Genomic DNA, 25,731 nt, shown 5'->3' with positions numbered 1-25,731 from the left:
CTGGGGTCATTGGATTTTGGTTGCTGCTTTGGTGGCTTTGATGGACGTTAGGTAGATTTCATTTAAAATTTTTTTCGATTTACTGGAATTATCTTAGAATCAGTTCATTCCATTAAACTGAGATTTTTTTAATCACATAATACTAAGAAAAAAATATGATCATTGCAATCACGAATCAAAAGGGGGGGGTAGCTAAGACAACCTCCACTATTGCGCTCGGTGGATTGCTGGCTGAAAGTTCATCCTGTCTTGTAGTTGACTTCGATCCTCAAGGTAATTTGACTACAGGGCTAGGAATTAAGATTCAGCCAGAACAGAAAACTGCTTATGAAGTACTTACAGAGCGCAAACAAAGTGCATCTGCGACTATTATTGATACTGAATATGGTATCAAGCTAATTCCTGCTGACATATCTTTAGCGTCTGGAGAAAAGCAAATTCTAACCTCAGCAGATAACAGTCGAATCCTGAGAAAGAAATTGAATCCTTTACGACAAGAATTTGCTCATATTCTCATTGATTGCCCACCTAGCTTAGGTATGTTGACTCTAAATGCATTAATGGCCGCAGATGCAGTCTTGATCCCCGTTCAATGCCAGTTCTTTGCTTTGGAAGGTTTGCGACAATTGTTAGAAACTATCGAAGGTCTTCGTGATGAAGATACTCATCCGAATTTGCAAATTTTAGGGGTCTTGCCTACAATGGCAGACCGTACCCTCACTACCCAAGATGCTCTCAAAACTCTTAAAACTAAACTTCCTGGGGTTAAAATTTTTGAACCAGTTCCTAAGTCTGTTCAGTTTCCAGAGTCTAACTTGGCGCGTGAACCAATCCATCGATATACCACTGAAAGAAAATTGATTGAACCTTATCAAGCGATCGCCAGAGAAATGGCAGGACAGGTTTAATATGGCTAAACGGCGCTTATCAATGGCAGATGAAATGGAATTTCCAAATAAAACTAAACAATTCCTTGACTTAGTGGGAGTTACCAATAATCCTCAACTTACAGAAAACGAATCTACTGAACAATTTTTATTAACAACTCAAATTCATTTAGCTGCTCATCAACCTCGGCGTTACTTTTCCACTCAGGCAATGGAAAGCTTAGTTGTTTCTATTCAAGAACATGGCATCTTGCAACCATTGCTTGTCCGTCCTTTAGAATCCGGTAATTATGAGCTTATAGCTGGGGAACGCCGCTATCGTGCGGCTCAAACTCTTGGAATGGAAGAAGTTCCGGTTATTGTCCGCAACCTCAATGACCAAGATGCTTTCCAGGTCGCACTCCTCGAAAATTTGCAACGGGAAGACTTAAACCCGGTTGAAGAAACTGAAGCTATTTTGCAGCTGCTGTCCATCCGTTTAGAATGTTCTCAAGGAGAAGTAATTTCTCTGCTCAACCATATTTCTAACCTCCAAAAACAAAAAGCAGAAATTACGAACAACGTTGTTCGTAGCCAATGGGAAATCGTAGAGCATATCTTTAGAATAATAGGAAGGGTAACTCCAGATAGCTTTCGCAGTCACCGCTTACCTTTACTTAACTTACCTAAAGATGTTCTCGAATTTTTGCGCCAAGGACAACTAGAATATACCAAAGCCCGTGTCATTGCTCAACTAAAAGACGAAGATCAACGACATGAACTTCTGGCAAAAACTATTGAAGAAAACCTTTCAATTAGAGACATCAGAAGTTATCTTCAGTCAATTAAGCCTACTAAATCTTCTCAACATCTTGTTCTTCCTAATCGGATGAAGGAAGCTTACCAGCGTGTTAAGCAGACTAAGGCTTGGGAAGATCCAAAGAAAGCAAAAACTTTAGAGAAGTTGTTAGGACAAATCGAAGCATTATTAGAATAAAAATTGTGTGAAATTTACTGGTTATAAAAGAAAAATAAATTTTTAGGTTTTTTGATTAAATGTATACTTAATTACTTAATATCTTCAATTACTGAAGTACAACTATCTAAGTTTTATGCCTACCCCCACTTCAGATCTAGTTCGCCTCTACCTGCAAGACATCGGACGCTTCCCTTTGTTGACAGGCTCCCAAGAAATAGCCTACGCTCGACAAGTACAGCAGATGATGGTAATTGAGCAACACAAAGTTGAACTCGCACAAGAACTACACCGCCAACCAACTGTAACTGAATTAGCTGCGGACATAGGTAAAACGGAAGCCGAGTTAACCCAAATCCTGAAGCTTGGTCAACGGGCCAAACAAAAGATGGTGACAGCAAACCTGCGGCTGGTGGTTTCGATTGCCAAAAAGTATCAGAACCGCAACATGGAATTGCTAGACTTAATTCAAGAAGGGGCGCTGGGATTGCAACGCGGTGTAGAAAAATTCGACCCTAACCGTGGTTACAAACTTTCTACATACGCATACTGGTGGATTACCCAAGGAATAACAAGAGCGATAAGCCTAACGGCATGGCTTCGCTTACCGCGGAACAATCAAGGACTATTCGCATACCGATTCACATTAGCGAAAAGCTGAACAAAATCAAGAAGGTACAGCGCGAACTAACTCAAACACTCGGTCGTCTCCCCAGCGTGATAGAAATTGCTGAAACATAAGACTTGCAACCAAGCCAGATCAGGGAATACCTCAGTAAATCACGTCAGCCAGTTTCTTTAGATTTGCGTGTGGGAGACAATAAAGATACAGAGTTATTAGACATTTTACCTGACGAAAGCAGCTTGTCAGATGAGCATATTGTTCAGGAATGTCTACACCACGACATGACGGCGATGCTGGGATCTTTAACACCCATACAGCAGCAAGTACTAACTTTGCGCTTTGGACTTGGTTCAGAACCAGAATTAAATTTGGGACAGATTGGTAGACAACTCAACCTCAGTCGAGAACGAGTTCGGCAAATCCAGAACAAAGCAATCAGTATTCTAAGCCGTCAGCAACACGCTGTTAAAGATTACCTTTTAAATTAAATCTATGGATAGTGAATCAAAATTACCGTCTCCTCCTGATGCTTTTGTTGCTCCACTATTGGAATTACGAGATTACTATGCTCCGATTGTAGAAAAGTACGAAAAGTTATACACACAAGCGATATCAAATCTCCATCATGTAGAAGCATTGTTATCTGGCTGGGGTTATACAAACGAGGTAACTGAACCAGTAGCTTTCAGCTTAGAAACTTTGCCCTTTGAAGATGACACTAGCACCCCAGAGCCGTCTGATAACTTGGTAGATTCTGATGAAATAAACGATTTAGAAGTAGAGACTTCATCCGAGGAATTTCCAGATATCGAGATGCTACCAGTAAACAGTGCTGCCGTTGTTAAACCACCATTGGAATTGTTGGAGCTGACTAATTCTGTACCAGAAACTTCAGCATCACAAGAGGACGACGATTCACCAGAGTCACTATCTACAGAGCAAGATACACCAGAAGAATCTCAAGAAAAATCGCTCTTGTGGTCGGAAATTCCCATGTTGCCGGAATATCAATCTCTAAATCGCACTGAAGCGATTCTAAAAATATTGCAGAAACATGCTGGAGGTGTATGTCACATAAGTTTGATCATGCGATCGCTTTATGGTGAGTTGGAGCCAGATATTTTCAAAGTAGTAAAAGGCAGAGTCCAATCAACGCTGACTCGCGGTAGAGAAACAGGTAAATGGTGGCTTGTTCCTGGGAAACCTGGGTATTACACGCTTGATTTAAAATTGCTCAACACCAATCGTAGTAGTAGTTCTAAGCAGAGTAAAAACAACAAACCTTCACCAGCAGCACAAACCAATTCGCTCCCAATGGTTGAAGAATTTTCAGGAAAAGTTCTGATTGATGCCATAAGCTGTTTGTTGCAAAAAAATCCAGGTAAAACATTCACTATAGCTGAAGTGATAAATGGATTATGTGGAGAAGTTGATACTCAACAATTCAATCAGATTAAATCCAAGGTGCTAAAAGAATTATCACGAGGACATCGTACAGGGCGGTTCTCAAGAGTGCCTGGAGAAATAGGACTTTATACTTGGGATTCAAAGTTGTTATCAAAGGCAAACGCTAGCTAAAATGCTGTGACTCATCTGTGATAATCAAGCCAAATATTTATCGAGAGTGCTGCTAAATTCTTCGTAAGGTTTAACACCGACCATCGTTTCTGCTAACTCGCCTTGCTTAAAGATCATGACGGCGGGAATACTACGAATACCAAATCGTTTAGCAACAGGTTGGTTGGCATCGAGGTCTAGCTTGAAGACTTTGGCACGAGTGCTGTACTCTGATGCCAGTTTATCTATCAAGGGGGCAATAAGTTTGCACGGGCCGCACCAAGTAGCAGTGCAATCTACTACAAATAGCGATTCGCCCTCAAGGAGCATATCGAACTCGGTTTCGTCTTGAATATAAAGGGCAGTCATAAGTTTTCTGCAAAAGAGCATTATCTCATAGCTGTGTTGCACCTACTTCAACACGATGTGATAATCAGTCACTTCATACTGTTAATTGAGAAATTAACTCTTAAACAACAGCCTTGCCAACTTTAGAGACAAGTTCTTGGTAGAATCGACCCGTGCTACCCAACCCGTTCTGCAATCTCAGCTTCAGCCCTTTCCAGCCTTGGACAGCTTCATCTAATATTTGGGGAAGATTGTGTGTCAAACTTTCTACTCTAGTTGATTGGCTGCTAACCAGTTAAACAAGTCTTCAATAGCTGTAAAGTCTAATAATGCTTCACCAAGTTCCTCCAATTGGTTTATGGGTAAATTTTGAACATGTACCCGGACATCTTCTGGTAAATCCCCAACCCGTTTTTGTAGTTGTCGTAGCACAAGACTTTGCTCACCTTCTTGTTTACCTTCCTCTCTTCCTCGCTCGTAACCAATGCGCTCCCCTGTGGTAATGTAGCTCATAGTACGCTCCTGCTCAAATTGTGTGAACTCTTGCCAAAACTCGACTTCTAATGCTTTTGGTAAAATCATAACCCAGTCTATAAAACGATAAAGGTTACGAATATCTTTTTCTTGCAAACCTTGCTCATACAATCGACGAATTAAGCTGAATTTCCAGGTTTTGCGTTCTTGAGGTTTTTTAGTGGTTTGTTGTGTTTTTAAATGTGCCATTACCACCGTCGCAAAAGGATTATCACTAATTTCTAATTCTGTCCAACGGGTTTGGTAATCTTGCAGCTTGACTATTCCAAATTCAAAGTTAAGCCTTGTATCAGGGTAATTATAACTGTATTGATTTGGTCGCCATGTCGGGTCTGTATCACATAAAATAGCGAGACTAATAGCTGGTTTGGCAAAACGGTCAAAAATCCGTAGGTTGTATGAAAACATTCTCTGTGCAAAAATGTCTTCTGATTTTGCCTGTATTTCTACATGAATTAATAGCCAAATTTCTTCTCCTTGATGTTGCCAAACTTTAACTAATTTATCTGCATATCTTCTTCCTTGTTCTGCATCACGGGCGATTTGTTGAAATTCTTTATCAAGGAATTGGTGGGGAAGTTCCCAGTTAATTAATGCAGATGTTTGTGGAAAGAAAAATTGCATTGCTTGAGGAAAGTATGCTTCTAAAATTTCTTTCCAAGGGCTGTCTTGGTCTGCTCTTTCGCGTTTTTCAGTCATAGCTTGATAGAGCAGAAATTAAACTCTTGCTGAATCATGAGTATTAAAAAATACTTACTTCTAAGTACGATGAGGAAAAGATATTTCCAGTACAACACACCCGATGTCACTCTTGAATGGCCCATGAATCTCACCGGGTGGTCTACTAGCATAATGTCCGCTCTCTAACCACATATCAAAAGCTTGGTCATAAAGACGACCATTAACTACAAAAATCTCTTCAGGATAAGGATGGCTTTTCGCACCAAAAGAAGTGGTATCTGCACCAGGGTAAAATCGAGTTAAACGAGTGTATTCGCCAGTTTCTTCATCTATGCTGAGGGTCAGTTCTTCGGCAATTTTTTCCAATCCTTTGATCGCTTGCCATTTTTCTCTGTTTTCTAAAATCAATGGATTCCAGTAAGTTTTATTAGATTTTGTCATACTACTTTAGTGTTATTTGTTGTAATTGTACTTGAGTAGTAGTTAAAAGCTTGGTAACTCAATAAACTTTGAATCAGACTCATAAATCAACTCTTCCTCTCTCCTATGCCTACTCAATCCTAGCAATGGTTTCAAAGTTTATTTGTGACACATTCCACTCTATGAGGTTAAAACTGTATGCCTATAAATATACGAGTTCTTAGAAAGAAAATTCGTACTGAGCTTAAAACTGAAGATCTACTATCACTTCTAGATCGAGCAGTAGAACTAATACCACAAGAGCATTTGTCTGAGTTGATCGAGAATTTCTTCGACCCTGATTCGTTGAACCTAGTCGATGAGACTTCTGAGCAGGTATTACTTGTTGAAGTCCGCATCTTTTTTGAAGAAAGTATGTCTGGTGTTTACTACGAGGATTTTCAAGTTAATTCACACAATTTTATGGATCTTTCTCGTGGCACTATTAATTTTATTGCCGAATTTCAACGCTTGATGCAACGTTGCATAGATGAAAGCGAAACTGGGGATTTAACTGAAATAAGAGAGGCTTTTGAGATGCTTATCAATCTTCTTGATGAGATTGATGAATGTCGTGACGACATCATTTTCTTCGCGGATGAGGCAGGTTCTTGGCAGGTAGGTGTTGACTGGAATAGGGTTCTACCTTATTATTTCAAATCACTCGCTGCGATTGCTAAGCCAGAAGAGTACGCTCAAAATATTGTCGAACTTGTAAGAAAACATGTCGATTATAACTCCGATGAACATCTTCAACAAGCACTAAAAATTGCTAATTCTTCACAAAAAAAAGCACTTAAGTCCCTTATGAAATAACTTTTCTTAAACCCAATAACCGTGAGTGAAATTGTTCAAACCGGAAAACTTAAGTTTTAGCAAGGGATACCAGTGTTGGGTAAGACGGCAATTATTAACCTACACAATTTATTCCCGAAAATAACGCACACTTTGATCAGCGTGTTTGAAGGCAATAACTCTTGCCTAGTACAAGTCCTCTCAAGTAAAGCCAATTTTGATTTGTTACCAAAGTTTTTTTACGTACAAAGATTTTGTAAACTTTCTAATAACTACAAGGCTCAAACAAGGAAGAAAACCCATGTCACAGATGGAACGAGACGAAAACCGAGAAGAACGCATTGACATGGAAGTCGTAGTCGATGCATACGACGAAGAAGAACGAGCAATTGGATGGTACTATTACCTTGCCGAAAACATGAGCTTCCCCTTCAAAGCAAAATGGACAACCCGCAAACGTCCTGAAGGAAGGGATGTTGAAGTTGTAGAAATGTCCGTAGGAGATGATTGTTCCCACGATATGTTCGTAGAAGTGCGATACCAAGAAGGAACCCTTGACGATATTTTTTCCGCACGTCTATCTGAAATTAATCCCATTGATGTTGACCAAGAAACTGCCCAAGTCATAGCTGACTGGCATTATTGGGTAGCAATGGGATACGAATTTTAATGTCCACCTGACGGCAAGCGCATTCTAATCTCTAATCTTGGGAGCAAGGAAACTGCTATGTGGCAAGCAAAGGGAAATCACCCCATCCACGCAACCCATTCAGGCGCAGCTGCCACCAGTTGAGCAAACCCATCGGGGCAAACCTCCTCAAACTCAACCATCACCAAGCAATTCGCAATTCGCAGTGACGCTCGAAGACTCGCTAACGCTGCGCTAACGCAATTCGCAATTGTGAACGTAATTGTCAATTGCTTCATCCTTGGAGTCAAAGCCCCCACTGTATAAATTGCGTTAGAGGTAGCGGGGCGTTTAGCACATTGCGAATTTATAATTGCGAATTGGATTGACCCCCCACCTTTCATCACTCGTCAACGCACTGAGTATTTGTTGTACCATACCCACCCCGCATTGTACCTTCTGGGCAACTAACTGAGCATAATATTTAACTCGCTGACACCATGTGTTACTGATGCTATGGGTTGTGTCCATACCCCCCCAATTATTACTTCCATCTCCATTATTGGGGGGTGTGGACGAAAGATTAGATGAAGGTCTAATCGTACTAACTCCATATTGCGTCTGCATCCTCGCCGCATAAGCCGCATTTTGTTCCTGTTCTTACTGCCGTCTTCTTTCCTTTTCTTCGCGCTGCCGTTGCCGATACTTCAGTACATTTGGAGAAATCTGCGATCGCCTCAATCATCGCTTCAGATCCTGTCACCTCAATCCCATCCATCAAATCCGTCAGCACCGTTCTTAATCCCAAGCGATGACGTATGAGCCAAGCCGTAGAATGATTACTCCAGTCGGTACAAATACTCAAATATTTGCGCTCCGATTTATCTCTATCGACAACAAAAGCAGGCGGTGTGACAAATTCCCGCCCTTGGTCATCAGCGATCGCCTCCCCAGGGGAAGCTAAGATTGGTGGAAGTCCCGACTTTGGGAGATACTAGGTTAAAAGACAAAGTTATTAATATTATTCATTGCCTGTGGGGTAACATTGTCCAACTGAATGAATGGTCTAAAAACTGCCGAACCTGTGAGACCATCACGGTCAATTTGAAGAATGGTGCTATTAGTAGTGCTGCCTTGCACCACTCGTACATAACCATCAGCAAATGCATCACTGCCGTTATAACCACCAGAAACTAGGCTATCGAGCAGTTGAGTTAAAACGATTTTGTCACTATCAACAGTAAAATCAGTAATGCGGTGGCCGACTTCACGAATATCAGTGTAAACAAATTCATCATTGCCAGTACCGCCTGTGATTGTTTTGCCACCAGTACCACCAACTATGCGATCGCTGTCATCAGTACCAGTTAATGGGTCACGACTATTACCACCGTTGATGATATTCAAGTCATTATCGGCGATCATGACGCTGGCAGATATTTTTGATGCATCTATATCGTAGTCAGTTCCTGTAGTAAGGGTGAGAATAATGGTTTCGCTGGTTTCCACCAAGTCATCATCTACAGGTGTGATGTTAATATCTACAAAGGATTGACCAACGGCAATACCGGCAATACCAGTGAGTTGGGTGTAATCGCTGCCGTTGATAGCAGTACCGCTAATGGTATATTTGACAGCTAAAGCGATATTAGTATCGCCAGTACGACTGATACGCAACATACTAGGGGAACTACCAGCTTCAGTAGCATTGGCATCGGTGGCAGTAATGCTGACTGTAGAGATGAATGGACTTGTATTAGTGTTCAATGCCCATAACTCTCTCCCATTCACCCTGTCATCAGCAGTAAAATAAAGAATGTCATCAACGTTAGTCAAATCAGAGGGATAAAAACTATCAGCCCCAGGTATTGCATCTTTGACCAAGACAGTGCCTTCTTTTGTACCATCACTTGCCCACAACTCTATACCGTGGGTACCGTCATCGGCAGCAAAATAAAGGATGTCGTTAACAACGGTCAGATTGGGTGGAAATATGTTGTAATTGAAGTCTTGAGGGGCAAATGAACCAAAACTACCAGGATTAATATCTTTGACTAAAACAGTACCAGCTTGAGTACCATCACTTTTCCATAACTCATAACCGTTTGTACCGTCGTTGGCAAAGAAATAGAGGGTATCTTTAAAGTTGATAAGTTCGGGTTCAAAAAACAGATAATATTCGTCGTTCTTGACAAAAGAATCGTTACTACCAGGGTTAAGATCTTTGACCAAGACAGTGCCTTCTTTTGTACCATCACTTGCCCACAACTCTGCGCCGTGGATACCGTCATTGGCAGCAAAATAAAGGATGTCGTTAACAACGGTCAGATTGGATGGAAAGTTGTAATTGAAGTCTTGAGAGGGAAATGAACCAAAACTACCAGGATTAATATCTTTGACTAAAACAGTACCAGCTTGAGTACCATCACTTTTCCATAACTCATAACCGTTTGTGCCGTTGTTGGCAAAGAAATAGAGGGTATCTTTCAAGTTGATGAGTTCGGGTTCAAAATACGGATAGCCGTTGTTATTGTTAAAAGAATTGCTAACGCCAGGGTTAATATCTTTGACTAAAACAGTACCAGCTTGAGTACCATCACTTTTCCACAACTCATTGCCATAGATGTTGTCATACTTATAAAAGTAAAAAATGCCGTTGATATTAATCATTTCTGATGAATTAAAATCAATAGATTCAGGATCTTTTACTAGGTATGGTTGAGTTGGCACTGCTGCGGTATTGACATTATCGGCAATGACAGCAGTGGCAGTGATTTGAGATTGATTTACAGCGTAGTAAGATTGATTAAATAGAGTTAGGTTTACAGTTTCACTGCCTTCTTTCAATATCTCATCTGCTGGGGTAATAGTAATATCTACAAATGATTGACCTGCGGCGATGGTGATAGTACCGTTGAGTTGGTTATAGTCTTTACCGTTGATGGCAGTGCCATCTATGTTGTATTTAACAATAAGAGCAGTACTGGTATCACCACTGCGGCTAATGCGAAATACTGCTGGGTCATTGTCGGCTTCCGCAGCATTGGCATCGATGGCAGTAATGCTGATTACGGGATTAGTTACGGCAGGATTAATGCTTAATGCCCACAACTCTTTACCGTACATGCCATCATCAGCTAAGAAGTAGAGAATGCCATCAAAGTAGTTCAGGTCAGATATATCGGAACTACCAGATCCAGGATTAATGTCTGCGACTAAGACAGTATCTTCTGCTGTACCATCGCTTTTCCACAACTCTAAACCGTGAATGCGATCATTTGCAACAAAATACACAGTTCCGTTGACGTTAATCAGGCTGGAGGCAGCAGAATCACCAGATCCTGAGTTAATATCTTTAACTAAGACCGTGCCTTCTTTTGTGCCATCACTTTTCCATAATTCTGCACCGTAAGTACCGTCGTTAGCTACGAAATATAGGGTGTTGTTGACATTGGTTAGGTTAAAAGGAGCAGAATTACCAGATCCTGAGTTAATATCTTTAACTAAGACCGTGCCTTCTTTTGTGCCATCACTTTTCCATAATTCTGCACCGTGAGTACCGTCATTAGCACTGAAATATAAGATACCATTGAAGTCAATAGCATTAAAGGGAAAGGAACCAGAAGATCCTGAGTTAATATCTTTAACTAAGACCGTGCCTTCTTTTGTGCCATCGCTTTTCCATAATTCTAAACCAATAATATTGCCCTCAATATCGTCAAAATTATTTACTGTGAAAAAATAGAGAGTATCGTTGATACTAGTTAATAAAATAGAATCTTGGTTATAAAGCTGGATTGTTCCCTCTTGTGTACCATCACTCTTCCACAAATCAAAAGGCAAGTCAAAAGAGCCATAAAAGTCAGTACTGAAAAAATTGAAAAACAGCGTGTCGTTGACGTTCAAAAATGAATTAATAACAAAGAAACCTTGATTCCCTAAGTCTTTGACTTTAACAGTACCTTCTTTTGTGCCATCAGTTTTCCATAAGTCATTAGTGTTTTCGCTAGTTCTATGATTACCATCATCAAAACCGAAATAGAGGACGCCATCAAAATTTACAAGTGAGCCGACTTTGGTACGAAAACCATAGTCTACTCCCTTTACTACAACAGTACCAGTTTCAGTACCATCGGTCTTCCACAATTTATCCCCAAAGTAATCTGTACCTGTGCCATCGTTAGCAGCAAAATATAGAGTGTCATTAACCTGAGTTAGTTGGGAAACTCTAGAATTTTTAGTCCCTAGATAGATATCTTTAACTAAGACAGTACCTTGTTTTGTACCATCACTTTTCCATAACTCTGGGCCATGAATGCCGTCATCGGCAACGAAATAAACAGTGCCATTAACGTTTATTAACTCTGATATCTTAGAACTACTAGAGCCAAGAAAAATGTCTTTGATTAAGTAGGGTTTAGCAAACACTTCCCCGTATGCTTCCAAGGTTGCTGATTCAAAAGCAAGAGCAACACTACTAGTTCCAGTTCTAACTTCTAATTCCCAGTTTCCTCCTAGTGCTGCACTGCCTGTCCTGTCATCAGATGCCAATACAACAGCACCTGTTAGTTCGCTCAAGCATTGCACAAATGTTTTGCCTAATTTTGTTCGGGCAACATTGCAACCATAAAGCAATATTTGAGCGTCAGCACTCAAAGCATCAGCCCAGTGCATCAATTGCTCGGCATAGCGATTGAGAGTATATTGTCCCAGTTGAGTGTTACCTAAATATATCCGCCCCGGCGCGCCGTGAGAGACAAGATGCAAACTAGTGACTCCAGTTCTTTGTGTCAATATTTCGCTAATTTGCTCTACTCCGTCTCGTGCAGCATCCAAAATCACAACTTCCGTATTCGGTAATACCCCTGCAACTAGACTTTGGTAGTCTTCAACTGTAGGGTCAATGAATACTAGGCGGCTTAGAGAGCTTGTTTTGTTAAATAATTGTAATATTTGAGTGCTTTCCATTAAGGTTTATCTCAATTAGTGGAAGAAATACTTGATTAATATAGTTTTTCTGAGATAAATTGAGCTTTTATTTCAAGAGTAAATCATATTTAAATTAGTAAAATTCGATTTACACTTATCAAATAAACTTGTAAATTTGTTTTGGCTTAGTAATAAAACTATTCTTTACAAAACTCTAATTAAACAGCAATCAGCTATCAGTTAAATTGCTGATAACTCAGTACTTAGAATAAATCACTAGCACTGAAAAAGCAATGTCAAAATTTTGATGTAGCGAAGATTTATTTCTACTTTACATAGATAAAATAATGATGAAGATACTGGTAGTAATTTTGTACAACAGGTGAAGCAGTACGGAGAAGAGGGAATTTCTACGCCACTTCCGCGTCTGTCGGCACAACTAGCTGCTCAACGGAGTGTCTGCTCATGAGCGACTGATGCGTTAGTAGAAATCTTTCTGTAGCAATTCATGTATAAGATATTCATAGTTGTAAGATGTACCTTTCTACAATTGTATAAATACAAAAATTATCCAGAATATAGGCACTTAAACTACCACCAACCAATCGCACACCACAGACTTACACCCTCCCTCAAAGTTAACCCAGACTTGCCACTGACCCAAATAGCCGTTCCAGTAAGGCTCCCCATCAGCAATATTAACAGCCTCGCCAATCCTAGATACTAGATCAGTGTAAAACTGACCAGCGCTCTCCAACCCCTGCTGCAATCTCAGCTTCAGCCCTTTCCAGCCTTGGGTAAGAGTTTGGAGAATATCATTTGGGAAAGGGATGGAATTTTCCCTTTAACATGCACCCCAACCGGAAAGCAAAAGTTACTTTTGCAAGATGTTTAAAGTACAAAGCAGCCAGAAGAAAATACACTTTGCCATCCGCAAACTATTTCTCAAGTATTACTTTGGAGGCATGAATTTACAGGCAAGTATGCCTCAAGCTAGAGACGACTGGTATTGAAGTTTTCTTTATTAGCAATACCTTCGCCAAAAAAAGAGTATGAAGAGAGAGGGCGCTTTGTAGTAGAGTTGTTGTCTTCCCAAACGACAACTCAAAAGCTACAATTCGCCCATGTTGGACATCCTATCACTGTTACAATGCCTGCTACCGCAGATCAACGCTACGACGATGCGCCGAATGAACCAGATCATCATGGCCATGTTAGCAATGAGCGGCCGAGCCACCATGTTGGGAATTTCTCGTTGGACAGACATTGGTGGTAGTTATCGGACAATGTTGAGATTTTTTCATACAGTAATACCTTGGGCAACATTGTTTTGGCTGTTTTTTCGTAAACATTTATGGCGAAAGGATGAAGTATATTTGCTTGCCGGAGATGAAGTTGTAGTCAGCAAGTCGGGTAAACAGACTTATGGGTTGGATAGATTCTTCTCTAGCCTAGTAAACAAACCTATATCAGGGCTATCTTTCTTTGTCTTGTCGTTAGTAAGTGTTGAGCAAAGACAGTCATTTCCGATTCAAATAGAACAAGTAATCAAGAGTAATACTAAAACAAATATTCAGTTGTCAAGCGAAAAAATAAAAACCAAAGAAAAACGTGGACGTGGACGACCAAAAGGGAGTAAAAACAAAAATAAAACCGAAGTGATATTCACATCTGAACTATTGCTAATTAAAAAGATGATTAATTCACTATTCAAGTTAGTAGCTAATTTTATTCCCCTAACATACTTGGTAGTAGATGGTCATTTTGGTAACAACAACGCTTTACAGATGGCACGACAAGTGAACTTGCACATAATTTCCAAGTTGCGCCACGATTCAGCATTATATATCCCTTATGAAAATCCTGACTATCATAAACGCTCTCGTCGTAAATACGGTGACAAACTAGACTATAGTAATATACCTGACAAATATTTATCTAAAAGTAGCATTGAGGATGAGATTCAAAGTGATATTTATCAAGCCACTCTCCTTCACAAAGAATTTGCCCAAGCTCTAAATGTAGTGATTTTAGTCAAAACCAATCTTAAGACTAATGTTCGTAGCCATGTAGTTCTATTCTCCAGTGACCTGGAATTATCATTTGAAAAAATAATTGATTATTACAAACTCCGCTTTCAAATCGAGTTTAACTTCCGTGATGCAAAGCAGTTTTGGGGGTTGGAAGATTTTATGAATCTGAGGCAAACTGCGGTAACTAACGCTGCTAATTTCGCATTTTTTATGGTTAATTTATCTCATCATCTTCTCGCTGATTTTCGCCTCATTAATCCCGGCTCCGGCATTATTGACCTTAAGGCTCATTATCGTGGCTTTCGATATATCCATGAAATTTTAAAAATGCTTCCAGAAATCCCTGAGCCTATTTTATTAAACCAGATTTTTGCCAAGCTTACTTCTTTAGGACGCATTCATCCCGTTTCTACGGGCGTTGAACCCTCGTAATTTGGCAGAGGTATTGGACTAAGATACTTATTTTCTCATAAATATTTCAATAGTGCTTCACTAATACCATTTCTATTCCGAATACAAAGCTTTCAGAACTGTGCCAAAGTAATACTTATCTACTATTAAGGCGATCGCACTGTGCCAGTTGCGTAAGTCCTATTATATAAATGATTTTGAAATCCTTATTAGTTTTTGTTAGAAAATAAGGTGCGTTTCCCCTGACCCCTCGACAGAGCGATTTTAGCTTTGCTCTCTATGGACAGCTATGGATCTACGGGATGGAATTATGGTCTGACTTAGCTCATGAATTGATGAACCTCAAACCTCACAAACGCCTCTATTTTCAGCGGGGCTTTCAGGCTCTATCCTTGATTCAACAAGCTCTTTAACCACGTTGTCACCCGTTAAGGTGATGAACTGGTCGAGTCCGGCTTGGGCTGTGACTTGTTCGTCGTTGGGGGCAACAGTAATTGTTTTGAGGCTGTAACGTGAAGATGCTTGCTGTGTGTATTTGGGATAAGCCATAATATAGATCCTGTACAAATGTATAGGGTTTTCATAAAAGGCGATCTCCTCTCCGGCCAAGAAGTGGGTGATCGCCTTTTGTTTCAGTAGTTTTACAACGCTTACCTAGAGGTATTATGTTGTTTTTCTACTAATTTAATAGTAAAGACAGTCTTGTCAAAAGTCAAGACTGTCTTGTCATTTTTTTAGTAATTTTTGGGGAATCAAATATTTCTTGTACGTCCCTGCCTAATGAAGCGCATATATAACGAAGCAGTAGAAAAGGTACAGTTTTGGAAGCTCTTTCACCAAAGGGCTTTTCCATCATTTGAATATACTGCTTAGTAACGCGATAACCAAATTTTTCGGTAACTTCGTCTGCTAACATTTGCATAGACACTTTACCGCGCATCTCTCTTAATCGCTCTCCATAGGCAGGATTCCAGTTAATACTGGCGATAACATCTAATTCCAACATAATCAATTCTTGACAAGACTGGCTTGACTCCACCATATAATAAATGTTATGCTCTGAGTTGTCTACCGTAAAGCAAAAGCGATCGCCTACTTTCCATAGCAATGCGATCGCTTTACTAAAATTGGGAATAGCAATGTCTAAGCTATTAGATTTTTAAGGCTCTAGCAACGGTAGCCCTTGCAATGTAAGTCATATTAGCAACTAAGGTAAAGAATTTTGGGTGACAAGAGAATTACTGCTAAAAGGTTAATCCAAAAAGCAGCAATCACTAGATAGAGCAATCGCTCTTGCAGCTAAAGCCCACACCAGGTTAAATGAGTCAACCAATAACAAACCCTCAAACTTTACAAACAGCGATCGCAGCAGCGACTAACGCCCACACTGGACTGCACCAAGCCATTCACGAACTGCGGCATGGGTCAGTGAGTGAAGCGAAGCAGTTGGTAGCGCGGCAGATAGCGGTATTGGCGAACGTGCTGATGGTGTTGTAGGGGTGTAGGACGGTACAATGCTCAACGTTGTTGACTAGCTTTAGCAGAAGCACCCTATTAACAAAAACGCTATCTTCATCCTCATTCAGTTAGCAAAATATAAGTTTTAGTTAATCAATGTCAGGAACTTCTTTTTATGCTTGAGTCTCAAACTCTCACATACCAATTAGACAGCCTGGGCGCTCATCCCCTCCTACTCGCCTTTAGATTTACTTTATAAATAGCCTCTAATTTTATTTTAAAGTTTAGCATAACACCTATGGAAGAGCCTTAAATCGTAACCGAAAAGTATTGGATCAGCCACGACTACTTAGATTCTGTCCGAAGCTTTTGAATTTCACAGTGTCTTCTCCAATAACGAGCTGATAAAACTGCGATGCGTTTATCAAAAGCAGTTTTTTCCTCAAGAACAGCGTTTTTTTCCCAAGTTTGAGCAATTTTTAAACTTACTTCGTTAGCTAACGCCCGCTCATTTAGGTTAGTTGCTAAATTCATGTTAGCGAGTGCAATCTGAATAGCTGACAACATTATCTCAGCAGTAGAATTACTTATTGCTTTACCAGTATTTCTTCCTCTACCAATAGTATTAGTTAGTATCCCAGCAGTTAATCTAAGTCCCTGAAGTCGATTAAATTCAACTGCTACAGGCAAAAGCTGCTTTTGCAGCTTTTGAAGATCGCTATCCTCGGTACGAATCTCTAATAACTGTTTTGTAGTAACTGGTTTTAAAAGTTTGATATTTGCATTGTAGTAACCAATAAGAGGGTTAATAATCTGTTCAACTTCTCGACGTAAGCGTTCTTTACTGTCTATGGGTGCCAGATCAATCATGTTATTTTTTCCCAAAATGATCGGCTCTATCTCTTCTAACTTTATAGGTCTTTGCAGCTGTGGTTGAAACTCGCTATTAACACTTGAATTCAAATTATTTTTTTCCAATCTCATTCTTTGAATTCCACATTGCATTGCCCAATAACGAGCTTGCAACACATCTGAACGTGTACCCAAACCAGCTTTCTCTAAAGCTCGACTATCCTGCTGCCATCTTTGGGCAATATTTAAACATACCTCGTTAGCTGTTGCCTGATCGTTTGGATTAGTTGCTAAATTCATTTCAGCGATCGCCACTTGAATAGCTGGAAGCGTTGAGGGATGATTTAAATTAATATCTACCTCTCCAGTATCTAGCAATTGTCCAACAATTTGATATATCTCAAGTGCATCATTTAGCTGTTGCTTGAGTAGTCGTTGAATATTACTGTCTTTGGTATGGATTTTTATTGACTGCCCCTCAGAAGGTAGACGTTTAAGTGTTCGGAGATATTTATTGTAATAATCGAGACGAATATCGCGGTAGTTTACTTCACGTTCACCTATTTGGATCACTTGTGGTATATTTTCTATTTCTTCAAGTTTTACATTTGTTTGCTGGTGCAATTGTGATTTTTTATCATCGCTTGATGCCAGAATCACTGACATTCGCTGCCTTAGTTTTTCAGCCCGTAATACATTGGAAGTTTCGATCACTGACAATGCTGCGAAAGAAGTCTCTACAGTGGTGAGAAGATAAACTACATACACACTGGATAAGGCAAAAAATTGGATAACTTTCCTGGAGTCAAACATTGGATTTCCTCACATGAAATCATGAAGGTGTGAGAAATGAATGTACAGCGCAACCAGAATTGGTAAAGCTCACCGCATTTCATGTAATCACCCTTTACCTACAATCAATCATCTAACACTAGTTACTAAACAATCTTAAATCAATCAGTTTCACCTAATCCCTCTTTTATTGCTACGAGGAAAGTATAATCACAAAGAAAACCGTAAACAGTAAGTAAGGGGAATATGCCCCAGAAATTCCCAATCATGATTTTGAGGCTGTAGTTATTTGATTCAAAGATTTAATCTGCCCACTGGAACCACCCAGAAATTCCCAATCATGATTTTGAGGCTGTGGTTATTTGCTATTGCCGATATTCCCCAGTAACTACCGCATTAGAGCCAATGCCAGAAATTCAATCATCTCAGAAATTACAGGAAGTTTAGCTAAGTCTGAGTAACAAGCGATGTCTTCAGCAATATCAAAAACGAATGCTCAAAAAAATGTGAGCATGACAGAGCCACAAGTTCTACAAACAGCAATCACAGGCGCAACGAATGCCCCACCGGACTGCATCAAGCTATCCACGAACTACGGCATGGTGGGCGTGACTGAAGCGAAGCAGATAGTGGCGTGGTAGATTGCGGAAGACAGCGAATGTGAGGCGTGGTACTGTATGGCTAATATTGTATTAACAGTCTAATTTGAGATTTTCAAGAAGAAGAGAGAATCCTGATGCAAAATCGAATAAATATTCATCCAGATATTTGTAATGGACGACCTGTTATTGCCAACACTCGAATTACTGTGCAAACGGTTATGGAATTTTTAGGTGCAGGTGATTCCATCGAAGAAATCCTGGAAGAGTATCCCTCTCTAAAACGAGAAGATATTTATGCTTGTATGCAATTCGCGGCAAAGTTAATGGCAAATCACTACGAAGTTAGAAAAATTGCATGAATGGATTTTTATTTGATGAAAATCTACCTTCTAAAATCCAATTTACGCCATCTTTTTCCATCATCCATGTTTCAATATTAGGTGATAGTCCGAGTGATACTCAGATATTGCAGTATGCAAAAGAGAAAGATTTGGTGATTGTTACCAAAGATGCAGATTTTTCGGATCGATTGATGCTTGATTTGTCCCCACCAAAAGTAGTGCATCTACGCTTTGGAAATCTGCGAAAAAGTGAATTTCACTCGTTTCTAGCCCGTGTTTGGCCACAAATTGAAGATTTAGTTATTGATAATAAGCTAATTAATGTTTATCTAGACCAGATCGAAGCATTCAAATAGCCATCAATTGACTTGACTCAGTACTAAGTGCTGAAGTAGAGAAAATTACTAAGTATCCGCATTGATCGGATTGCTTTTGACAGTTTACTTGAAAAGATACCTAGTCTAAGTGCGATCGCTCTTTAAAACCAACGGTGCAACCAATGCCCACACAGGACTGCACCAAGCCATTTACGAACTACGTCACGGTTCGGTTACTGAAGCGAAGCAACTGGTGGCGCGGCAGATTGCGGTACTGGCGAATGTGCTGATGGTGCTGTAGGGGTATGGGAATAACAGGAGGTTGAATCAGCGAGTGTGTTGACCTCAATGGCTTATCTGACTTTTCCCGTTATCATTTGGAATGATGAGCGTACTGTTTTAAACTTGAATATAGCATTTTTAAGCGATTACCCCATTGTTTACGCTCAGACTCATTTAACACTAACAACCAAGTGAGCGCAAAGTAAATGAGTGCAGTCAAAATCATTTCCGTAGCTAATCCTAACCATCCCCACGGAGTATGGTTTTTGGCAATCCACCAAATGCATAAACTATAAGGAAGGCTAACTGTCAGAGGTTGAGCAACTGCTAAAAAAAGTTGTCTTAAAGATGTACCAAAAACTTCCCGCATTAGTAATGGTAATTGCCATAAACTAACAGTTGTAAATGCAATAAAAGTACCCAACAACGGTCCGATAATACCAAAAAAGTGAGTACTGATAATGCTGGCTAAAAAATTAATTACAGCAGCTAGTGTAGCAGGTCGCACTAATTTAGTTTGGTTGCCAGTACCAGAAAAACACCATCCCCAAAGCGACAACAGCCCTAGCAAAAACCCATTACAGGCAGCTAGTAAGGTAATTCCATCACCACCGAAGCGGTCTTCTCCTACCCATAGTTTAATAAAGTAATGGTTATACGCTGCGATCGCCACCATAAAAGCTAGTCCCATCACTGCTACTAGCCGTGTTAATTCAATCAAACGGGTGTTAAACTTTTCTCGTTCTCCTTTAGCATACAGATCGGCAAGAGCTGCCCAGGTAGCATTGCCAATGCCTTGTATTTGCGATTGTGCCAGCATTGTCAAACGTTGGGTAACAAAAAACGGCACAACGGTTGCCGGACTAAGGCTAGAGGAGATGATAATGTTATCGGTAAACAAGCTCATCTGACCAGAAAGATTTAAAGCTAATGTCGGCCAGTTCAGTTGCCAGATTTGTTTTTCGATAGGAAGTTGGGATTTGCGATCGCCTAAATATCTAAAAACATCTGGATAACGACGCAGCCCATCCCAACACATAACTAATTGAAAGAAAATATTCCCTAATAATATAGCTATATATTGTCCAGTGATGCCAAATTTAGCTCGTGCAAGTAGTAATGACACACTAGTAACTATCAAACTTTGAAAAATAATAAACACGTTATCAGCATAACTGCGTTGACTAGCGGCTGCTAAGAGGCGAAAAGGGCTTAAAGGTAGTAATAAAATACCCAACAATCCCAACCAGTAGCCCTTTTGGAGTTCGCCTACGAGTAATCCTTTAACAGGCACTAAATTAGTTATGAAACAGCCCAATCCAACTCCTACCAGCATCATGACACCCATAATGTTGAGGTAGGTTTTGATTCCCGTTGCTAGTGTGAGACGGATTTGGTGGCGATCGCCAATTCCAACCGCTTTTGCCAACAGCGCCAATAATGAACCACCTATTCCCAGTTCTAAGAGATTAAGATAATTTCCCCAATCAGTTGCAGCGCGAAATGCTCCATAGCGATCGTCACCTAGCCAACTTAGTAGCACAGGGGTAGCGAATAAACCTATGCTCAGTGTTATCACTTGCAACATAAGTCCAGTGGCAAAGTTAACTACTGAACGTCCAGTACGATGCATTTTATTTATATTAAATTTATTGGATATTAGGAATAGTAAAAGAAAGGAAGTTGAGGATTTTTTAGAGTTTGATAATATTTATATATCACATTTATTATTTAACACTTTGCTTATAACCAATCAAAATTATATTATCAGCATAATCAAGACCTAAAATGCGAGTAATAATATATTTCCCTACTATTTCTATCATTCGCTGATTCCAAGTTTTTTGTTTTGCTTCAAAAACAACTCTATATCCTTCAACTTGTAATCCCATACATGTTAAATAAGACCATAAATCATTGATATTGTAACAATGAATGTGCGTCATATCTGAAGCTAATGGACTTCTTACACAGCGTCCATTAGGAGTTTGTAAAATAATTACACCACCTGGAGCTAACAAACCAATCATTTTATGAATCATTGCTAGACCTTCTGTTAACTGTAAATGCTCGATAATATCTAAACATAAAATAGCTGAGTATTGATGTTTTATTTCATTTAAAGTTGTATATTCATATTTAAATTCTGCACCTATATCTTGCGTATGATACTGTCCTGAATAACCTGCTTGTTTCATTTTTTGCATTATTTTCAGATCACCAGCTCCTACATCAAGAATAGTATCTCGATTTTTAATTGTGTTAAAAATAACTTGTTCAACCTCACAAAGTTCTGATGATAACCACCACCGAATTAAAAAGAATTTTGGTACTCCTGATTTTAGCAATTCTTTTCTTTCCCAATAATTTAAATAAACTAGATTGTCTTGCATAATATTTGTTGGTAAACTTCTTGCGTTCTTTGAGAAGTGGTTTGCCAACTAAATTGTTGGCTGCGGTTTTTAGCTCGATTAGCTAGATGATAATAGTAGGATCTATCGTTTACTAAGCACTGCAATAAATTAACTAGCTCTTCAGTTTCAGAAATTGAAAAAGTTTCACCACCATTGCCTAAAACCTCTGGTAAACAAGTAGATCTTGCAGCAAAAACTGGACAACCAACCGCCATTGCTTCACACATTTGCAGACCAAAACCTTCGTATTCGCTAGGATAAACAAAACAGATAGCTTCAGCATAAAGTGCTGGCAAATCTACGTCATCTACCCAACCTAAAAGCTGCAAACGATTTTTTATTTCTAACGATTCTGCCAAATTAACTAGTGTAGTACGCTCTTCATCTTTACCACCAGCGAGTACTAAATCTACGCCCTTTATATTAGCTTGAGCAAAAGCATTCATTAAGAAAGGAATATTTTTGCGTTTTTCCCAGCCACCAATATAAAAAATATAACTACGTTGTAACTGATATTTATCACGAACTCGTAAGGATTCAGATTGAGTTATTTTCTGATGAAAAGTTTTATTAGCAGCTTCGTAAATAACTGTAATTTTGTTTTCTGGGATATGTAAATATTCAATAATATCTTGTTTGGAATGCTGACTAACAGTAATAATACGCTCTGCTTGATTTCTCGCAATCCAATGATAAATTCTATTTTGTATATCTGTCAGATTCAACTGTTGATACCAAGATTTATCTTGGGAGTAATAAACTTGGTCTATTGCATCATGCAAAGTCAATACGCGAGGGCAAGGACTTGACCAAGGAAGACCAAAGTTCATTGGGCAGTGTAAAATCTCTATTTTGTCTTTTTCACATTGTTTTGGCAACCAATATTGTTCCCATAAAACATAGCGCATAGGGGGAGCAATGCGTACATAATAGCTATCTATAGGTAACTTTTCTAAATGCGTTGAATGTAAAGGCTGGTCTGAGTACAAAAAAAGTTTTATACCCAATGCTGCTAATTCTTGCAACAGATTTATAGTGTAGCGGTTCCATCCTCTCAATGTAGGTGTTGTCAGAAGTCTGGCATTAAATGCAACCTTGATCATATTTTTTATGTATTTTGACTTAATTGCATATTATTTATGAGGTTTTTAATGCTTCTGTAAAAGCTGTTCAAAAATCTCTTTGACTCGCTCTGCAAAAATACGAGAATTTAAATGATTATCAACAAGTTTTCTGGCTTTTTTCCCCATAACTAATGCATTATTTGGATTTGCTTCAAACCATTGCATTGCTTTTACCCAACCTGTTACATCTCCAAGTTCTACCGAAATGCCAATATCCTCTGCTTCAATATCAATGTCGATGTGGTTATTTTTAGTCATTATCACTGGTTTACCCATTCCAAGAGCATCTAGTAATGAGGTTAATCCTGCTAGATGTGTTACTCCTAAATGTGTCAGAGGTATAGCGATCGCTCTACAACCAGCTAAAATATCATAAAATTGTTTTCCATCGATAACTTGATCATTTGGCATCACAGTAACTTTTACATTTTCTCCGAAGCTGTTAAATTTTTCTGTCACATTAAACTCACAGCAAATAATATGTACAGGCACTTTTATTTGAGAAGCTGCTAGTCCCAGAGTTACAAAGTCTCGGTTAGTTCTACCTATAGCTACAATGTCACCCCTGTCGCTTTTAACATAGCTAGAGTAGAAATTAGAATCAGGCCCCCAGTCCACTTTAAAAGCTTTTTTTTCTCCTCCATAAGCAATGATGCTATTTTGAAAAGTTTTACTTAAACATATAAAAGCATCTATTCCTTTCACGTATGAGGTGATGAATGGTTTTTTTATATTTTTAAATCTAGATGGTTGAAGCTTTTTGTGAAAAATACTAACAATAGGAACTTGGAGTAAACCCATAGCTTTCATGTAAGATAGAATTTGTGCCTGAGTTCCTGAAGTATCGTATATTAAATCTGCTTCATTTAATTCATTTAGAGCTTTAAATTGTTGACCAAAATCTCCCATGTCAGCAGGAGAAAACTTATTGATTAAATTATTTAACCTATGTAAATTACTTGATGTTGTTTGTGGAATCAATAGTATATCATAACCCCATTCTTGCAAATAATTTATTCCCCAGATAGTCTGATTTGGTTTTTTGAAATTTGTAATTTCTTCAATATCCCAATTCAGAGAATAGTTATTGACAACAATAATTTTTGGCATGTTAGTTAATAAATTAAAAATATAGCTTCCTTAAAGTGTTAATATTTTTTCTGATAAATTTGTTCAACCGTTACTTGAGGACTACAATCTTGATCATATTTTTTATGAGGTTTTTAATGCTTTTGTAAAAGCTGCTCAAAAATTTATTTGACTTACTCTACAGAAAGACGTGATTTTTAATAGTTACTAAATTTTACATATAGAAGTCATGAGGAAAATAAGCTTGTTCGTAGCATAATTCGAGAATGGATTCAACCAATCCTATTTTATCGTGTGGATGTACGATATTATTGCCGTTAAATAATGTTGCTTGTTTAACTGGTTGTGGGTTTCGTAAATAGCGTACCATTTCCCATCCATTCCAGAAACTAGTTAATAACCATAAGTCACGAAAACTACTTTTAATATTCATAATAAGTTACTATTTATTATTTGATAAATTTGTTCAATTTGCTCAACCGTTACTTGAGGACTACAATATTCTTCAATTAACTGTCTAGCTTTTAGGCGTAGTTTATCTTGAAGAAATGTATTCTCTAATAACTCCACAGTTCGTTTGATTAGACCTTCATCATCTTCACAAATACCAGCGTGAATACCATCACAAGCCGGGATACCTTCTATACCATCAGAATTGGTAACAACTGGTGTACCTAAAGCAAAAGCTTCCATTACTTTAACCTTCATGCCACTACCTGCAAGAGGTGCATATAACATCACATCTGTATTAGCAAAGTAGGGTAAAGTATCTGGTACATCTTGGTGAATTTCCAAATCTTTTATATGGCTGAATGCTGCAAGGGCATTTTTAGCAGACCGCCCAACAATTTGCAGTTTGGCATTAGGAACACGGCGTTTAATTTCTGGCCATAGTTTATTTATAAGTCTTTCAGCCGCAGAATAGGATGGTGTCCAGTTAAATCCACCAATTAATCCAACTGTTGGCTGCTGGTTTAGCTGCTTTTTTTCAGCAAATGGATAGAGCGAAAAGTCAATTCCTAATGGAACTGTATAAATTTGAGCTTGAGAATTAACTTGTTGAATATGCTTTGCTAAACGTTCTGATAATGTAATTATTCTTGGAAAAGCTTTGAGCAATTTCTGTTCAGCTTGGTAGGTAAAAAATCGTCTAAAGTGAGTTTCTAGAGAGTTGTTATACTCAAAAGCTCCATCTAATGAAAATAGATAATGAACATTAGCTACTGCTCTTTTGCGATGCTGAAGTCCTAGCCAACCACTCCAAAGCTGTTCTAGATGAAGAATATCATAAGGTTTAGTCAGTTCTGTCGCTAAATCTTGGCGTAACTCTTGACTAAAGATGTAGGAATAAGGTTGCCGTATAGTTTTTATCTTTGCCATTATTCCAGTACTTTGTTTAGGAATGAGATAGCAACGCAAGTCATAATTAGGTGATGGAAAAAGAGCCTGAGCTTTGGCGATGTCTTCTGATTTGCTAGAGGTTGCAAATGCAGTAACGTGATGACCTTTTTCAACTAAACCTTTAAGCAAAACGTAGTACCACCTAGCATCAGCATTACCAAATGGTATTGGTGGTGAATTGATTACTAGCAAAATCCGTAGAGATTTCATCTGTTTA

Annotated in this window: 22 protein-coding genes and 2 pseudogenes; 11 read left to right on the top strand and 13 right to left on the bottom strand. The window is 38.9% G+C overall.

The window, feature by feature from the left end:
* Window positions 1–155 precede the first annotated feature (155 nt).
* The 4 genes and pseudogenes from QI031_RS31190 to QI031_RS31175 all read left to right on the top strand — a co-directional run bounded on the left by QI031_RS31190 (window position 156) and on the right by QI031_RS31175 (window position 4,045).
* Window positions 156–908: a ParA family protein gene (locus tag QI031_RS31190; protein WP_281486225.1), complete on the top strand. Its 753-nt coding sequence runs from the start codon at window positions 156–158 to the stop codon at window positions 906–908.
* Entirely contained in the window at window positions 862–1,863 is a 1,002-nt protein-coding gene (locus QI031_RS31185) for a ParB/RepB/Spo0J family partition protein (RefSeq protein WP_281486224.1), read from the top strand. Before QI031_RS31190 ends, QI031_RS31185 begins: the two co-directional genes overlap by 47 nt.
* Before the next feature lie 115 nt (window positions 1,864–1,978).
* Window positions 1,979–2,955, top strand: a pseudogene (locus tag QI031_RS31180) (RpoD/SigA family RNA polymerase sigma factor).
* 4 nt (window positions 2,956–2,959) lie between these two features.
* A complete protein-coding gene (locus tag QI031_RS31175) occupies window positions 2,960–4,045 on the top strand; it encodes a hypothetical protein (RefSeq protein WP_281486223.1) in 1,086 nt (361 codons plus the stop codon).
* Window positions 4,046–4,069: 24 nt separating this feature from the next.
* Here QI031_RS31175 and trxA read toward each other — a convergent pair whose 3' ends face one another.
* The 3 genes from trxA to QI031_RS31160 form a co-directional block, all read right to left on the bottom strand.
* Window positions 4,070–4,393 carry a thioredoxin gene (trxA, locus tag QI031_RS31170; protein WP_281486222.1) on the bottom strand — a complete coding sequence of 108 codons (324 nt, stop codon included), beginning with the start codon at window positions 4,391–4,393 and terminating at the stop codon, window positions 4,070–4,072.
* Between the two features lie 246 nt (window positions 4,394–4,639).
* Window positions 4,640–5,605, bottom strand: coding sequence for a DUF4351 domain-containing protein (locus QI031_RS31165; protein ID WP_281486221.1), 966 nt, complete (start codon window positions 5,603–5,605; stop codon window positions 4,640–4,642).
* A 60-nt stretch (window positions 5,606–5,665) separates the two neighbouring features.
* Window positions 5,666–6,028, bottom strand: coding sequence for a cupin domain-containing protein (locus QI031_RS31160; protein WP_281486220.1), 363 nt, complete (start codon window positions 6,026–6,028; stop codon window positions 5,666–5,668).
* A gap of 177 nt (window positions 6,029–6,205) precedes the next feature.
* Here QI031_RS31160 and QI031_RS31155 point away from each other — a divergent pair, with 177 nt between their 5' ends.
* Window positions 6,206–6,862 (top strand): hypothetical protein, encoded by a 657-nt coding sequence (locus QI031_RS31155; protein WP_281486219.1) that lies wholly within the window; start codon window positions 6,206–6,208, stop codon window positions 6,860–6,862.
* Between the two features lie 280 nt (window positions 6,863–7,142).
* Entirely contained in the window at window positions 7,143–7,511 is a 369-nt protein-coding gene (locus QI031_RS31150) for a calcium-binding protein (protein WP_281486218.1), read from the top strand.
* A gap of 562 nt (window positions 7,512–8,073) precedes the next feature.
* On the opposite strand, the gene QI031_RS31145 is transcribed toward QI031_RS31150, so the two are convergent.
* Together QI031_RS31145 and QI031_RS31140 are read right to left on the bottom strand one after the other, a co-directional pair.
* Window positions 8,074–8,334, bottom strand: coding sequence for a hypothetical protein (locus QI031_RS31145; protein ID WP_281486217.1), 261 nt, complete (start codon window positions 8,332–8,334; stop codon window positions 8,074–8,076).
* A 134-nt stretch (window positions 8,335–8,468) separates the two neighbouring features.
* The gene (locus QI031_RS31140) at window positions 8,469–12,437 is read right to left on the bottom strand and encodes an ELWxxDGT repeat protein (protein ID WP_281486216.1); all 3,969 of its coding nucleotides are present in this window, start codon (window positions 12,435–12,437) and stop codon (window positions 8,469–8,471) included.
* 1,085 nt (window positions 12,438–13,522) lie between these two features.
* Between QI031_RS31140 and QI031_RS31135 the strand changes: the two genes are divergently transcribed.
* Window positions 13,523–14,863 carry a transposase gene (locus tag QI031_RS31135; RefSeq protein ID WP_281481729.1) on the top strand — a complete coding sequence of 447 codons (1,341 nt, stop codon included), beginning with the start codon at window positions 13,523–13,525 and terminating at the stop codon, window positions 14,861–14,863.
* A 224-nt stretch (window positions 14,864–15,087) separates the two neighbouring features.
* A pseudogene (locus QI031_RS31130) lies at window positions 15,088–15,255 on the top strand (IS4 family transposase); the annotation flags it as partial.
* Here QI031_RS31130 and QI031_RS31125 read toward each other — a convergent pair.
* Both QI031_RS31125 and QI031_RS31120 read right to left on the bottom strand, forming a co-directional pair.
* Window positions 15,185–15,391 (bottom strand): hypothetical protein, encoded by a 207-nt coding sequence (locus tag QI031_RS31125; RefSeq protein ID WP_281486215.1) that lies wholly within the window; start codon window positions 15,389–15,391, stop codon window positions 15,185–15,187. The pseudogene QI031_RS31130 and the gene QI031_RS31125 overlap by 71 nt on opposite strands.
* A gap of 163 nt (window positions 15,392–15,554) precedes the next feature.
* Entirely contained in the window at window positions 15,555–15,950 is a 396-nt protein-coding gene (locus QI031_RS31120; RefSeq protein ID WP_281486214.1) for a hypothetical protein, read from the bottom strand.
* 212 nt (window positions 15,951–16,162) lie between these two features.
* Here QI031_RS31120 and QI031_RS31115 point away from each other — a divergent pair, with 212 nt between their 5' ends.
* The gene (locus QI031_RS31115) at window positions 16,163–16,339 is read left to right on the top strand and encodes a hypothetical protein (RefSeq protein ID WP_281486213.1); all 177 of its coding nucleotides are present in this window, start codon (window positions 16,163–16,165) and stop codon (window positions 16,337–16,339) included.
* Window positions 16,340–16,645: 306 nt separating this feature from the next.
* On the opposite strand, the gene QI031_RS31110 is transcribed toward QI031_RS31115, so the two are convergent.
* Window positions 16,646–17,818, bottom strand: a complete 1,173-nt coding sequence (locus tag QI031_RS31110) for a hypothetical protein (protein ID WP_281486212.1) — start codon at window positions 17,816–17,818, stop codon at window positions 16,646–16,648.
* Between the two features lie 862 nt (window positions 17,819–18,680).
* Here QI031_RS31110 and QI031_RS31105 point away from each other — a divergent pair.
* Window positions 18,681–18,905, top strand: coding sequence for a DUF433 domain-containing protein (locus tag QI031_RS31105; protein ID WP_281481552.1), 225 nt, complete (start codon window positions 18,681–18,683; stop codon window positions 18,903–18,905).
* Entirely contained in the window at window positions 18,902–19,243 is a 342-nt protein-coding gene (locus QI031_RS31100; protein WP_281486211.1) for a DUF5615 family PIN-like protein, read from the top strand. Before QI031_RS31105 ends, QI031_RS31100 begins: the two co-directional genes overlap by 4 nt.
* 334 nt (window positions 19,244–19,577) lie before the next feature.
* Here the strand turns inward: QI031_RS31100 and QI031_RS31095 are convergent, their stop codons facing one another.
* The 5 genes from QI031_RS31095 to QI031_RS31075 all read right to left on the bottom strand — a co-directional run bounded on the left by QI031_RS31095 (window position 19,578) and on the right by QI031_RS31075 (window position 25,724).
* Window positions 19,578–21,119, bottom strand: a complete 1,542-nt coding sequence (locus tag QI031_RS31095; protein WP_281486210.1) for a lipopolysaccharide biosynthesis protein — start codon at window positions 21,117–21,119, stop codon at window positions 19,578–19,580.
* A 94-nt stretch (window positions 21,120–21,213) separates the two neighbouring features.
* On the bottom strand, window positions 21,214–21,879 hold the full coding sequence (locus QI031_RS31090; RefSeq protein ID WP_281486209.1) for a class I SAM-dependent methyltransferase: 666 nt from the start codon (window positions 21,877–21,879) through the stop codon (window positions 21,214–21,216).
* A complete protein-coding gene (locus QI031_RS31085) occupies window positions 21,864–23,003 on the bottom strand; it encodes a glycosyltransferase family 4 protein (RefSeq protein ID WP_281486208.1) in 1,140 nt (379 codons plus the stop codon). The genes QI031_RS31090 and QI031_RS31085 overlap by 16 nt, the downstream gene beginning before the upstream one ends.
* A 45-nt stretch (window positions 23,004–23,048) precedes the next feature.
* Window positions 23,049–24,134, bottom strand: coding sequence for a glycosyltransferase (locus QI031_RS31080; RefSeq protein WP_281486207.1), 1,086 nt, complete (start codon window positions 24,132–24,134; stop codon window positions 23,049–23,051).
* 408 nt (window positions 24,135–24,542) lie between these two features.
* Complete coding sequence (locus tag QI031_RS31075) at window positions 24,543–25,724, bottom strand: glycosyltransferase family 4 protein (RefSeq protein WP_281486206.1); 1,182 nt, start codon at window positions 25,722–25,724, stop codon at window positions 24,543–24,545.
* Window positions 25,725–25,731: the final 7 nt, after the last annotated feature.

It is taken from the genome of Halotia branconii CENA392 (assembly GCF_029953635.1).
Classification (GTDB): domain Bacteria; phylum Cyanobacteriota; class Cyanobacteriia; order Cyanobacteriales; family Nostocaceae; genus Halotia; species Halotia branconii.
The sequence above is the reverse complement of the archived record's forward strand: the minus strand, read 5'-3'. Positions and strand labels throughout refer to the sequence as shown.

Coding starts and splice junctions, on each gene's coding strand:
- QI031_RS31190 (WP_281486225.1), top strand. CDS start 156: ATGATCATTGCAATCACGAATCAAAAGGGGGGGGTAGCTAAGACAACC.
- QI031_RS31175 (WP_281486223.1), top strand. CDS start 2,960: ATGGATAGTGAATCAAAATTACCGTCTCCTCCTGATGCTTTTGTTGCT.
- trxA (WP_281486222.1), bottom strand. CDS start 4,393: ATGACTGCCCTTTATATTCAAGACGAAACCGAGTTCGATATGCTCCTT.
- QI031_RS31165 (WP_281486221.1), bottom strand. CDS start 5,605: ATGACTGAAAAACGCGAAAGAGCAGACCAAGACAGCCCTTGGAAAGAA.
- QI031_RS31160 (WP_281486220.1), bottom strand. CDS start 6,028: ATGACAAAATCTAATAAAACTTACTGGAATCCATTGATTTTAGAAAAC.
- QI031_RS31155 (WP_281486219.1), top strand. CDS start 6,206: ATGCCTATAAATATACGAGTTCTTAGAAAGAAAATTCGTACTGAGCTT.
- QI031_RS31150 (WP_281486218.1), top strand. CDS start 7,143: ATGTCACAGATGGAACGAGACGAAAACCGAGAAGAACGCATTGACATG.
- QI031_RS31140 (WP_281486216.1), bottom strand. CDS start 12,437: ATGGAAAGCACTCAAATATTACAATTATTTAACAAAACAAGCTCTCTA.
- QI031_RS31135 (WP_281481729.1), top strand. CDS start 13,523: ATGTTGGACATCCTATCACTGTTACAATGCCTGCTACCGCAGATCAAC.
- QI031_RS31125 (WP_281486215.1), bottom strand. CDS start 15,391: ATGGCTTATCCCAAATACACACAGCAAGCATCTTCACGTTACAGCCTC.
- QI031_RS31115 (WP_281486213.1), top strand. CDS start 16,163: ATGAGTCAACCAATAACAAACCCTCAAACTTTACAAACAGCGATCGCA.
- QI031_RS31110 (WP_281486212.1), bottom strand. CDS start 17,818: ATGTCAGTGATTCTGGCATCAAGCGATGATAAAAAATCACAATTGCAC.
- QI031_RS31105 (WP_281481552.1), top strand. CDS start 18,681: ATGCAAAATCGAATAAATATTCATCCAGATATTTGTAATGGACGACCT.
- QI031_RS31100 (WP_281486211.1), top strand. CDS start 18,902: ATGAATGGATTTTTATTTGATGAAAATCTACCTTCTAAAATCCAATTT.
- QI031_RS31095 (WP_281486210.1), bottom strand. CDS start 21,119: ATGCATCGTACTGGACGTTCAGTAGTTAACTTTGCCACTGGACTTATG.
- QI031_RS31090 (WP_281486209.1), bottom strand. CDS start 21,879: ATGCAAGACAATCTAGTTTATTTAAATTATTGGGAAAGAAAAGAATTG.
- QI031_RS31085 (WP_281486208.1), bottom strand. CDS start 23,003: ATGATCAAGGTTGCATTTAATGCCAGACTTCTGACAACACCTACATTG.
- QI031_RS31080 (WP_281486207.1), bottom strand. CDS start 24,134: ATGCCAAAAATTATTGTTGTCAATAACTATTCTCTGAATTGGGATATT.
- QI031_RS31075 (WP_281486206.1), bottom strand. CDS start 25,724: ATGAAATCTCTACGGATTTTGCTAGTAATCAATTCACCACCAATACCA.